The sequence below is a fragment of the Deltaproteobacteria bacterium genome (assembly GCA_016930875.1).
GTDB lineage: Bacteria > Desulfobacterota > Desulfobacteria > Desulfobacterales.
In genome coordinates this window covers 1-11,306 of sequence record JAFGFW010000059.1, presented here as the reverse complement: position 1 = coordinate 11,306, position 11,306 = coordinate 1, and the positions used below count along the sequence as shown (strand labels likewise).

At 49.3% G+C, this 11,306-nt stretch carries 12 protein-coding genes and 2 tRNA genes; 4 read left to right on the top strand and 10 right to left on the bottom strand.

The annotated features are described in order from the left end of the window. The first annotated feature begins 190 nt into the window (after nucleotides 1–190). Nucleotides 191–409 (top strand): PEP-CTERM sorting domain-containing protein, encoded by a 219-nt coding sequence (locus JW883_06290; protein ID MBN1841875.1) that lies wholly within the window; start codon nucleotides 191–193, stop codon nucleotides 407–409. A 210-nt stretch (nucleotides 410–619) separates the two neighbouring features. Beyond that, nucleotides 620–814 (top strand): hypothetical protein, encoded by a 195-nt coding sequence (locus tag JW883_06285; GenBank protein ID MBN1841874.1) that lies wholly within the window; start codon nucleotides 620–622, stop codon nucleotides 812–814. A 103-nt stretch (nucleotides 815–917) separates the two neighbouring features. Here the strand turns inward: JW883_06285 and JW883_06280 are convergent, their stop codons facing one another. From JW883_06280 to JW883_06270, 3 genes are read right to left on the bottom strand one after another with little or no spacing between them, the layout of a single operon-like run. After that, nucleotides 918–1,553 (bottom strand): hypothetical protein, encoded by a 636-nt coding sequence (locus JW883_06280; GenBank protein ID MBN1841873.1) that lies wholly within the window; start codon nucleotides 1,551–1,553, stop codon nucleotides 918–920. Nucleotides 1,554–1,581: 28 nt separating this feature from the next. Then, on the bottom strand, nucleotides 1,582–2,205 hold the full coding sequence (gene cbiM / locus JW883_06275) for a cobalt transporter CbiM (GenBank protein ID MBN1841872.1): 624 nt from the start codon (nucleotides 2,203–2,205) through the stop codon (nucleotides 1,582–1,584). A 3-nt stretch (nucleotides 2,206–2,208) separates the two neighbouring features. Then, nucleotides 2,209–2,979: a DUF4198 domain-containing protein gene (locus JW883_06270; protein ID MBN1841871.1), complete on the bottom strand. Its 771-nt coding sequence runs from the start codon at nucleotides 2,977–2,979 to the stop codon at nucleotides 2,209–2,211. A gap of 662 nt (nucleotides 2,980–3,641) precedes the next feature. Between JW883_06270 and JW883_06265 the strand changes: the two genes are divergently transcribed. Next, complete coding sequence (locus tag JW883_06265) at nucleotides 3,642–4,013, top strand: hypothetical protein (protein MBN1841870.1); 372 nt, start codon at nucleotides 3,642–3,644, stop codon at nucleotides 4,011–4,013. 164 nt (nucleotides 4,014–4,177) lie between these two features. On the opposite strand, the gene JW883_06260 is transcribed toward JW883_06265, so the two are convergent. From JW883_06260 to tadA, 3 genes are all read right to left on the bottom strand, one after another. Further along, nucleotides 4,178–4,254: transfer RNA gene (locus tag JW883_06260), tRNA-Pro, on the bottom strand. 89 nt (nucleotides 4,255–4,343) lie between these two features. After that, on the bottom strand, nucleotides 4,344–5,642 hold the full coding sequence (locus JW883_06255) for an adenylosuccinate synthase (GenBank protein ID MBN1841869.1): 1,299 nt from the start codon (nucleotides 5,640–5,642) through the stop codon (nucleotides 4,344–4,346). Between the two features lie 65 nt (nucleotides 5,643–5,707). Further along, nucleotides 5,708–6,253, bottom strand: coding sequence for a tRNA adenosine(34) deaminase TadA (gene tadA / locus JW883_06250; GenBank protein ID MBN1841868.1), 546 nt, complete (start codon nucleotides 6,251–6,253; stop codon nucleotides 5,708–5,710). Nucleotides 6,254–6,417: 164 nt separating this feature from the next. Here tadA and JW883_06245 point away from each other — a divergent pair. After that, nucleotides 6,418–6,493 (top strand) — tRNA-Arg (locus tag JW883_06245). 82 nt (nucleotides 6,494–6,575) lie between these two features. Here JW883_06245 and JW883_06240 read toward each other — a convergent pair. From JW883_06240 to lexA, 4 genes are read right to left on the bottom strand one after another with little or no spacing between them, the layout of a single operon-like run. After that, the gene (locus JW883_06240; GenBank protein MBN1841867.1) at nucleotides 6,576–7,505 is read right to left on the bottom strand and encodes a DUF72 domain-containing protein; all 930 of its coding nucleotides are present in this window, start codon (nucleotides 7,503–7,505) and stop codon (nucleotides 6,576–6,578) included. After that, complete coding sequence (locus tag JW883_06235) at nucleotides 7,402–7,920, bottom strand: hypothetical protein (protein MBN1841866.1); 519 nt, start codon at nucleotides 7,918–7,920, stop codon at nucleotides 7,402–7,404. The genes JW883_06240 and JW883_06235 overlap by 104 nt, the downstream gene beginning before the upstream one ends. A 13-nt stretch (nucleotides 7,921–7,933) precedes the next feature. Continuing rightward, complete coding sequence (locus JW883_06230; GenBank protein MBN1841865.1) at nucleotides 7,934–10,495, bottom strand: DNA polymerase III subunit alpha; 2,562 nt, start codon at nucleotides 10,493–10,495, stop codon at nucleotides 7,934–7,936. A gap of 3 nt (nucleotides 10,496–10,498) precedes the next feature. Continuing rightward, nucleotides 10,499–11,113: a transcriptional repressor LexA gene (gene lexA, locus JW883_06225; GenBank protein MBN1841864.1), complete on the bottom strand. Its 615-nt coding sequence runs from the start codon at nucleotides 11,111–11,113 to the stop codon at nucleotides 10,499–10,501. Nucleotides 11,114–11,306 lie beyond the last annotated feature (193 nt).

The window sequence follows — 11,306 nt, the reverse complement described above, 5'->3', positions numbered from 1 at the left end:
TTCAGACAATCATTTGACGGGTGAAAAGTGGGAGTACGCTTTTGATGTGAGCACCGCTTCTTTGTATGCAATTACTGATAGCAATATTGTGCTTTCCGAAAAGGCAATGCCATCAAGCGGCTGGATCTACTGAAATGGTCAAGAGGTGTTCGTAGATCCGAATGGTTTAGTAGCTGCACGGTCAGGAACTGTGAACGGATACTTAGGTGGTTCCTATTCGTTCGATATTGACATTACAGGACTCCCTTGGAGTCTCGAGGAACTGGGTTTCCACTGGACCATGACCTGCGCAAACGATGTGATCGAAGGCGCAGCCCCCGTCCCCGAACCAGCCACCATGCTTCTACTTGGTACCGGCCTTGTTTGCTTTGCTGGTTTTGGGCGGAAGAGGTTTTTCAAAAGAGGGTAGATAATTTGTTACAGTTCACACCCTTTGTCATTTCGAACCCCGCTGGTGGGCGGGGTGAGAAATCTTATCCGGTATAGCGTATCATCACGACATTACAAGATTTCTCCCTTCAGTCAAAATAACAGAAAAAGGAGTTGGGGCGGTCAACTATCACAGCGATTTAAAACGATAACTCACAGGGAAAGGGAAAAAGCGAGGAGAATGGAAGGGATGAAGAAGTTGATGAGAATTTGTGCCATGGCCTTGTTGCTGTCAGTATTCTTTCTCACCCCGGCCGCCATGGCGGTTGTCATAGGGGGGAGCCGGGTCCTCGCGCCGTTTTCCGAACCAGGCGCCATGCTCTTGCTTGGAACCAGCTTGATTGGCATAGCAGGCCTTTGCAGGAATAGGGTGCTTAGAAAATAGTAAGAATTGCATAAGGTACAGACAGGAAAGCCGCTCAGGGTTGAATCCCTAGGCGGCTTTCCTGTGTGTACGGCCTGCTTCCGAATATAGATAATACTTCTGCTTATCTGATGGCGCTACCCTTTTTTCGTCTGCTTGAAAAATACATCGCCACTCCAACGAGACCGAAGATATAGCCTATGCCACCTATCACCTCGGTCAGCGTGGGGCCATGATCGAGGGAGTCTGTGAGCATTTTTTGGATAGGCGCAAGCTTCCTGTCGAGGGAGGCATCGATGAGGGCCTTGACCTGCTGTCGGTTCAAGCCGACAGCAGTGACTCCAGGCAGTTCGATGCTCCTCTCGGGGTCCGTCGAAATGGCGGCATCTTTGGTTGCGACTCCAACGGCAATTTCAGAAGAGTTGCCTTTGGCTTCATCATCGACTGCCGCAATCTCCTCGGCCGGTATAGTCCACTCCGCCATATGGCCCATGGAAGCCTTCAAGACAATCCTGAGGCCGGTCTTTTTGGGTAGCTTGAAGGAAAACTCACCTTTTTCATCGGTTTTTCCTTCCAGGAGTTGGTTTCCTTGCTTGTCGTAAACGACTACCGTGGAATTCCTGGCCTTCTTGCCTCCGCTGAACTTGCTCTGCGTGTAAACCGTATCTCCTTCCACCCAGGCAAAGATCATAACCTTGTGGGCCCAGGCAGGCATAGCGCATAAAACCAGCGATGCCAGTACTAAGAGAAAATAGACAATCCGGCGGCTGGCGCCGGCTGTGTGAGAACTATGACGATTCCGGCACATACTGTCCCTCCAGCAATTCCGGTTTTACGTTCCTGAGAAAGAGGGCACAAGCGGTTGTCAAGCCCCCCTCAATGAGCATAACAGGTATGTGAGCAGCAACCACCAGTTTGGCTGCAGGCAGGAAAGCCTCGCCAGTGAGATACAGGGAAAAGCCCACGAGCACGCCGCTGATCAAAACAGCACAAGCGCCGCACGCAAAGGCCGTAACAGTAAATACGAGCTGCCTGGCGCCCTTCTTCACACCCCATGCAAACAAATAGTAGCATATGACGGCAGGAAGGGCCATATTCAGTGTGTTTACACCAAGCGATGTGATGCCGCCAAACTGAAAAAGGAGGGCCTGGAGTGCAAGACCGACCAGGATAGCGGGAAAGGCCTTCCAGCCAAGAATCAAACCCAACAGGCCATTAAGGACCAGGTGGACTGAAGAAGGGCCAATAGGAACGTGCACCAGAGAGGCCACAAAAAAAGCGGCGGAGAGTATCCCCGTAGAAGGAATCTCTTCATGATCAAGGCCTCTCAGGCCAATAGCAACACCTGTAGCTGTTAGAGCCGCTCCCGCTATGAGTACACTTGGGGACAGCACCCCTTCTGAGATATGCATAGTTTATTTCATGTCGTGAAACTTGACCCAGAGCACGGCTCCAAGTTCGATATCCTTTTCCACGCCCTGGTATTTTTTCGTGACATCGGAGGTGTTCAGAGCGGCAAAACCCCACCAACCGGCCTTTGGGGTGGCATAGGTAAAAACACCATTGCCATCCGCCTTTACGGTTTGGGTCACCATATAGTCGGTCGGCGCAGTGTGTTTGCCATCCTCATTGTAGTACTCAACCTCAACCTCGGCATATGGTACAGGTTTTCCGTCCAGCTTTACGATCCCCTGGAAAACATTACCGGCGTACAGTCCGAAAGGTTTGGACAGGGGGACAATCTCTGTCTTGAGTCCGATCTCCTCGTCCCAACCCTCATCATCGCCAAAGGCAGTTACCACGGCTTTGGTGTAATGGATAATGTAGCAGTCCTCTGCCGGCTCCCAGTAGGGTTTAGGCTCCATATAAAACACATAAACTCCGGGGCGCTTGATTTTGTATGTAGTGGTCCATGTTTGATGGCCTTCTGTCTTGGTGGATTTGAGAGAACCAAGCAGCTTTTTCTCAGTACCATTGGCCAACACGCCGAACTTGGCAGGTTTCACCAGTTCCATGCCATGGCCTTCAAACGGATGCCAGAACATGAGGTCCACTTTGATATTGGTGTTTTCTCCTTGCATCACCATCTGGTCAGAGGGTATGACCATCCCGTAATGAGCCAAAGCCGGACCTGCCATAATGAGAGTTAATACCGACAACGTAGCAAACACAGTACCCTTTTTCATAATTTCCTCCTTTTTCCCCCCCAAAAAAAAAGCCACAAAGGCTGGTCATTTCTGCTGACCTGAACCTTCGTGGCTCGATTTTAGGCCTTAAGTGGTGTTAAATGTTAGAAACTTCTGAAAAGATGGCGGGCGCTTTAGCTCCCGAATACAATATAATAGGAGCTTCGGCTCCTGAATTCGACAATAATTAAATTACTACGTTGTGATTCCCATTGTCAAGATAAAATTGCTTTAGGGTGTGGCATTTCTTTTCTCAATTTGTGACATTTATTACCAACAACGAAGGCTTCGTTTTTTGTGTGATTGTGGCTAACTGCCTAGAAACAAGGTGAATAGCCTCAATTTGCTGTTTTGGCACGATGTTTTCATACAATAACCTTGGGTGGGAGACTTGTCGTAGCCACCTTCCTTTCAAAGGCCCCTGGTTTTTACTGGCGTCAGGGGCCTTTTTTGGGGATAACCAGAGTCGCGTCCTCTGGGCTCAGATTTTTACCAAGAGTCAAAACTTTGACAAAACAGGACCATCTAGAGCAGCTTGCCTCAAGCTTACCTCTCCGTGTGTCTCGACATGTCTCTTGTATTATTTGGAATTATACAGTGTTACGTCTTTGCAGCATTTTGGCACAATTCCTGCAGTCTCCATCTTGTAAAGGGAATTTGCAGTGAGCAAGAGGCCAACATATAAAGAATTGGAAGGGCAGGTTAAGAGCTTAGAAAAAAAAGTGGTTCAACTGAAGCTCTTGGAGCGGGAGCGGTTCCAGAGAGAAAGGTTGCAAGGAGTCCAAGAAATGGCCGGTGCCATCTGCCATGAATTCAGCCAACCAATGCAAGTACTATTCGCATGTTGCGAACGTTCACTCAATGACTTGTTAGAGGAAAATCCGCTGCACAACCACATAGAGCGTATCATGGATAAGATTGAGAGGATGGCCCGGATTACCAAGAAACTGCAAAAGATCGCCAGCTATGAAACAAAGGACTACATTGAAGGGAAAAAGATTATTGATATTGATAAGGCCTCACGAGCTGCATGACAGCCGCCCCAAAACATTGGTAAACTTTTGCCGACTTAAGGCTCCATCGCAAAACGATCAACAAACTCCCGCCCCTGGAAATCCCCCGAAAATGACTGGTAATACATTACCAAAATAAAGAAAAAAGCCGCTCTCGAAAGAGCGGCTAACCTATTGATTTTACTTGGTCGGGACGACTGGATTTGAACCAGCGACCCCAGCGTCCCGAACGCTGTGCTCTACCAGGCTGAGCCACGTCCCGACTTAATACTAATCTTTAGGCCACTTCTCTGAAATTGTCAATATTTACGTGGACAGGGGCTCCCGAGTCTCTCGTAGTCGACCATCTCATTAGCGGCCATCAAAAGGATTTTCAATGACTATGGTCTGTTGGCGTCCGGGGCCGACGGAAACCATTTGAATCGGGGTTTCCACCAGTTCTTCCAACCGCTTGAGATAGGCCCTGGCGTTCTCGGGCAACTCATCGATGTTTTGAATTCCTGTGATATCCTCAGACCATCCTGGCATCTCCTCGAAGACGGGTTTGCACAGGTCGAGCGCCTTTAAAGAGGCGGGGAACTCGTGGAGTCGATGTTTCTCATGTTGATAGGCCATGCAGATCTTGAGGGTCTCAAGGCCGCTCAGAACATCGAGTTTTGTTATAGCAAGACCTGTGAGACTGTTTAAGCGAGCAGAATTGCGGACCATCACCGTATCGAGCCATCCGCATCTTCTCCGCCTTCCCGTGGTGGCGCCAAACTCGACTCCTTTCTCTTGAATGAACTCGCCTGTTTTGTCATGAAGCTCCGTGGGAAAAGGACCAGCTCCCACGCGAGTCGTGTAAGCCTTTACTATGCCAATGACAGCATGGATCTGGGTAGGGCCAATGCCGGCGCCGCAGCACGCATTTCCGGCAACCGTGTTGGATGAGGTCACGAAAGGGTAGGTTCCGTGGTCAATATCGAGATGGGTACCCTGAGCCCCTTCAAAGAGGACATTGTCTCCGGCTTTGAATGCTTGACTAATGACCATCGAGACGTTGGTCACGTGGGGACGAAGGACATCTGCGTAAGGGAGATATTTCCGCAGAATGGATGCCTGTTCAATGGTTTCAGATTTGAGGAACTCTTTTAAGTAGAAATTCTTTTCGTCCAGGATATTATTTAGTTTTTCCTCAAAAACATCCTGATCAATCAGATCACAAAAGCGGATACCTCGTCGTGTTACTTTGTCCTCATAACAAGGCCCTATTCCGCGGCCGGTTGTACCCAGTTTCTGGGCTCCCTTCAGCTTTTCTCTGCCGTGATCTATCAGCTTATGATAGGGCATGATCAAATGAGCATTTTCGCTGACCAGGAGGTTGTCGGGTCCTACGGAAATGCCACGGGCTTGCAGATCCTGGATTTCTTGAATCAAGACGTCCGGGTCCACCACCACCCCGTTTCCGATTACGCATATCTTGTCCGGGTGAAGTATTCCGGAGGGTATCAGGTGACTGATAAAAGACTCTCCAGCAACAACCATGGTGTGGCCGGCATTGTTTCCTCCCTGAAACCGGACTACAATGCGGGCTTTCTCGGCTAGAACATCAACAACTTTTCCCTTTCCCTCATCTCCCCACTGGGTACCAATGACCACAATATTAGACATTATCAGCTCCGCACAGCAAATGGTGATTTATTTTTGTTTCTTCTATTAGACTATATGTTTCAGTATCAAAGGAGCCTCTGGTTGTCAACATTGCTCCCCTTTTGCAAGCGTTTGTGCCGGAAAAAGGCCTGGATCAATTCCCTGCATTCTTTTTCAAGAACCCCTCCTTGGACATCAATGACATGATTAAAGCGAGGGTCGGCAGCAAGATCATAACAGGAGCCGGCGCCCCCCCATTTGGGATCTTTGGCGCCATAGACGATCCTTGCAACTCTTGCGTGCAGCAGAGCTCCCATGCACATAATGCAAGGTTCGATTGTCACGTAAAGGGTGGTCTCCAAGAGGCGATAGTTTCCAACAGCCTGAGCAGCCGACCGTAATGCCAAAATCTCCGCATGGGCTGTTGGATCACATAACCTGGTCGTTTGGTTACGGGCTTCGGCGAGCACCATACCATCCGGTGCAACCAGAACCGCGCCCACAGGGACCTCATTTTCAAGGGCAGCCTGTCGTGCCTCAAAGATCGCCTGCTGCATAAAGTGGCTGTCCATTGATATCGCATTTTGCACTGTTACGCACCGTAACCGATCATCGGGTCTCCTGTTTCCCATTGATGTTGGAGGTTGGAGGGTCGTTTCGCTCGAGGCAAAGGCGAAAAAATATTCTGCTTTAAATCTCAAGGCCGAAAGCTGCTCCTCAAGCCAAATGCTGGCCTCACCTGGGCAATCACCTTGACAGAGTCGTGCAAAGACACTATAAAAAGCATACAACAAATGCGCCCATAGCTCAGTGGATAGAGCGCCGGACTACGAATCCGTAGGCCGCCAGTTCGAATCTGGCTGGGCGCACCATTTAATATCAAGGACTTAGCCATCATTGGTCAAGTCCTTTTTTGTTTCTGTGTGAGAATCCTCGGTTGTTTTGTCTGGCTGTTCATTCATATTTTGATTGGTTTATGCTTCTTCTCAATTGTATTTCGGACTCTTGAAGCAATTGTTCAAGGGTTTTGGCATTCTTGATGCCGTAGTTTTTATAGCAATTGTTGAAAAGAACAAAGGTTTGATCAGCTTGATTGCTCGATCCCTTTACTTTTTCAGCCCACTTCTTCAGCTCTTCTTCGTTGTAAAGATATCTGTAACGCTCCACGGTATCTATCCCCTTCTTGAACCAGTTCTCGCGGTTTCGACCATGGAGGCGGATGTAAGCAATAGGCGCCGTGACTGCCGGAGGTCCCTCCCAACCCTTAATCCAGGGGGCATCTATGACTACATAGGAGAAGGCATGTTTTTTTAAAAATTTTAAAGATCTCTCTTTTTCCGGGGTGATAATCCAGCGCCAGTTGCGAAATTCTACTGCCAGATGATGGTCGGGGAGCTTTTCCCTGACGAGTTCCATCCGGGCATATGCCTCAGCGGACGGCAGGAACCAAGGGGGGAATTGAAAAAGGAGGCACCCGAGCTTTCCGGCCTTTTTCAAGGGGCCCAAGGCCGATGAAAACATGTCAAAGGCGGCCTCCACAATCTCCTTTGGAAATTCTTTGGCCTGGGTCCTGGCCAGGATCGGTTTTGGAAGCTCTGCTTGCAACACCTTCGGGATACTTTTTACCAGAGTGGGATGGCCCGTGAGCATAGAGTAGGCCTTGATGTGAAAGACAAAACCGGGTGGTGTCCGCTCGGCCCAAAGGACTGCATTTCTCTCGGCGGGCAACGCATAGTAGGAAGAGTCGACTTCCACGGTGTCAAAATGGTCGGCGTAAAATCTAAGCCGGCCTTCCGCGGTAGTTACTTGCCTCGGGTAGAAGCTCCCGCTTTTTATCAGGGTTTTGTCGGTCCAGGAGGCCGTGCCAATCCTTATCCTTTTCATCTTTAAGCCTTTCGTAAAATTCCTTCAGGGTCCAAAAGCGCCTGGCTACTATTGATACACCCCTTAACCCAAAACGGTTCAGCACGCCCTCTACCAGGAGCGCCGAACTGGCCAGGATGTTTTTTGCATATCGGGCATGGACATCTTCAAATACGGTCAGATCAAAGAGCCCTTCTTCATCCTCAAGGGTCAAAAACATAATGCGTTTTCCGCTTCTGGTCGGTGGCGTGTGGATGATGATGACACGACCAGCGGTCTTTATCCTGCTTCCATGAGATTTCCACTTTAAGGCAGCGCTTTGGATAAATCCACACCTTTTAAGATCCTCCCTAAAAGGGGCCATAATGTGTGTAGAGGCAGAGACTGGCATCAGATCAGACTCTGTTAAAAAAAGATCAAGGCTCTTTCTATCCACAGGCACGTTTCCTTTATTTCAACGGCAGTCCCAGGAATGCCCCTGCCAGGGAAAGCCTCAAGATGATTTCCCGGGGAAGATTGACTCGTTGGCAAAACTCCCTGATGCTGGCAAAGGACCCAAGATTTCGTTCCCTTAAGATTCGCTCGCAGAATTGTGGCCCAATTCCGTTTAGGGCTAAAAGCCCGATTCGGATACCGCCGTTTTCTGCTGTATAATTCTCGCGGCTATAGTTGACGTGGGGGGAGAGCGCCTCAAACCCCCTTCTTTTTGCCTCGTTTAAGATAACACTTTTCGGATAAGAGCCCACATGGCCTGCATTGAGGAGCCCCAGGTAGAATTCAAGGGGATAATGGGCCTTGAGAAAAGCACTCTGGTACGTAAGGTGGGCAAAGGAGGCTGCATGGGCCTTGCAAAAGCCATAGCCGGCAAAGCCTGCCACCATGGCAAAGATTTCCTCAGACGCCTTAAAGCTATAACCCCGGCTTATAGCTCCCAGGATAAAGGATGCCTTGATTTTTTCCATCTGGGCGGCTGAGCGATTTTTGGTCATGGTCCTGCGCAATTGGTCTGCCTCGGCCAAGGAGAATCCTGCTATGCGGTGGGCAATCTTTAAGACCTGTTCCTGAAACAGCACAACGCCGTAAGTTTCGTGAAGGATTGGCTCAAGGTCCTGGTGAGGGTAATGCACCGGCTCTTTGTGATTTCGTCTCTCTACATAGGGCGTCACCATGTCTCCCTTCATGGGACCAGGCCTAAACAGGGAAATCTCGGCAATAATATCTGAGAATTTCTTTGGCTGGAGCCTTCCTAGGAGCTGGCGCTGCCCAGGGGATTCCACTTGAAAGACCCCCACCGTCTCTGTGGTCCTCAAGAGGCGAAAGGTCTTTTCATCATCTAAGGAAATACCGTCAAGATCCAAAGGGATGCCTTGTTTCCCAAGGAGATCGAGGGCTTTTTGGATAGCCGTGTGCATGCGGAGCCCTAAAAGATCAAGTTTTACGAGGCCAAGGGCCTCCACATCGTCCTTGTCATACTGTGCCACTGGAAAGCCTTTGCGGGACATCTCTACGGGAACCCATGAGGCCAATTCCCCGGGTGCGATGACCACGCCACCCAGGTGAACTGAGAGTTGATAGGGGAGCCCTGAGATTTTGGCAGCCACTCTGAGGAGATCAGTCTCTTCTTTAAGGGGGGTATCTTTCAGTTCGGCAAGGGCATGGGAGGCTTCTTCAATGTGCGAACTTTTCAAATAATATGGCAAAAATGTAGTCAATCGTTTGATTTTTTCATAAGAATATCCAAAGGTCCTTCCAAGCTTACGTATGGCCCCGCGGGCCCTGAATGTGGGTATGGTGGCAACCATGGCGGTCTGGCCCGCGTATTTTTCCATCACATAGGCGATCACCTCGTCCCTTCTTACGGAGTCAAAGTCAAGATCCACATCAGGCATATCTGAACGGCTTTCATTTAAGAACCTTTCAAACAAAAGGTCATGTTCCAGCGGGTCCACGCCACCCAGGAGCAAATAGGTTATCAGGGACCCGGCTGCTGATCCCCGCACCGTGCAGCGAATCCCTCTTGCTCTGGCAAAATCCCGCACATCCTTGACCAGGAGAAAATAGCCGGAAAGTCGCTTTTGGCGCACAAGGTCGAGTTCCCGTTCTAGGCCCATAATGGCCTGGTAAGTGACGAGTTTGTATGTTGCCGCCAGGGAGGAAAAACAATACCTTGCAAGTAAATTATCCGGAGAATCACCTTCTGGAAGGGGATAACACGGGGGGTGAATCCGGTTTATGGGAAGTTCCAGTTGACAGCTTTTGGCAATGTTTGCGGCATTTTTCAGGGCTTCACCGTATGGGATTGCAGCCTGCATCTCATTTTCTGTTTTTAGATAAAACTGATCATTAGGGACCCCGCGGATGTTTCTGTGATGAACTGTCTGCTGGATCCCTATGAGTCTTTGATGGATTTGGACATCTTCTTTCTCTAAGAAAGCCACATCATTGCTCGCTACCAGGGCAAGGCCTACCTGTTTGGCCAGCCTTGCTGAGGCCTTCATGAGAGTCTGGTCGTCTTTAAGGCCATGATTCTGGATTTCAACAAAAAGGCGGTCAGGGCCGAAGATACGTTTTAGCGTTTCAAGCCAAGACTGGGCCTGGTTTAAGTTTCTCGTAGAAATAAGTTTGTGCAACCTCCCGTCTCTTCCTCCGGTCAGGCAGATGAGATCCTGGGCAAAGCGCGTAAAGTGATGCAGGGGGCAGGAAGGTTTGCCTTTTGGGCTTTCTGAATATATTTTGGATAAGATGCGGCAGAGATTTTTATACCCCTCAAAGGATACAGCCAACAATATCAGAGACGTTTCGTCTGGCAGCGTAATCTCTGATCCGATAACAGGATGCATGGCCTTGGATATGGCGGCCTTGTAAAATCGGACAGCCCCATAGAAGCCGTTTTTGTCCGTAAGGCCAATTGCATCAAATCCTATCTCCTTTGCCCGCTGCACGAGAGCTTCAGGCGTAAAGGTCCCGTAAAGAAAGGAAAAAGCGCTGTGGATATGTAAATGGGTAAACATAGTTTATTGCCTTTTTCTTACCAGTCCCGCCATCACCCCGAGGATTCTAAAAGAGCGGGTATCCCCCTTGTTGAAGATCAGGGGAGGGTATTTGGGATTGGCCGATTCCAGTCTGATCTGGCGCTTGCGCCGGTAAAAATATTTCAGGGTCACCTCGTCATCAATAAGGGCGGCTACGATATCCCCGTTTTGGGCCTGATTCTGTATCCTAATAATGACATAATCTCCGTCTTGAATATGGGCATCCACCATGGAGTCTCCCTTTACTTGAACGGCAAAGCTTTTTTCAGTGCAAAAAAAGCCCTTATCAATACCCAAAAAGTCTTCGATGTTTTCAAGGGCTAAAATAGGCAAGCCTGCTGCAATCCGGCCCACAACCGGAATTTTTCTCTCAGGCAGCCGCCGTGCTTCGGGCAGGGTAATCCCTCGCCCCTTTCCCGGATGAATGTGGATATAGCCCTTCTTTTTCAGGGACCGCAGGTGAAAATGGGCGGTATTGAGAGATTTAAAGCCAAAGTGATCGCAAAGCTCCCTGATGGTTGGCGGAAACCCGTACTTTGCATTGAAGTCCATGAGGAATCTCAATACCCGCGATTGCTTGCTGGATAGGTTTTCCATAAGGCATCTCCCCTGTAAGTAGAACATACGTTCTATATTTTGCAGCATAGAACAAATGTTCTATTTGTCAAGAAAAAAAGTCGCGGCCTGCGAAGGCAGGGGTGATGTGTGGGCGGCCATATGTAATGAGAAAAATGGCCATATGTAATGAGAAAAACTTGACGCCTCGAAGCGGGAAAAGTGCACTTACTTT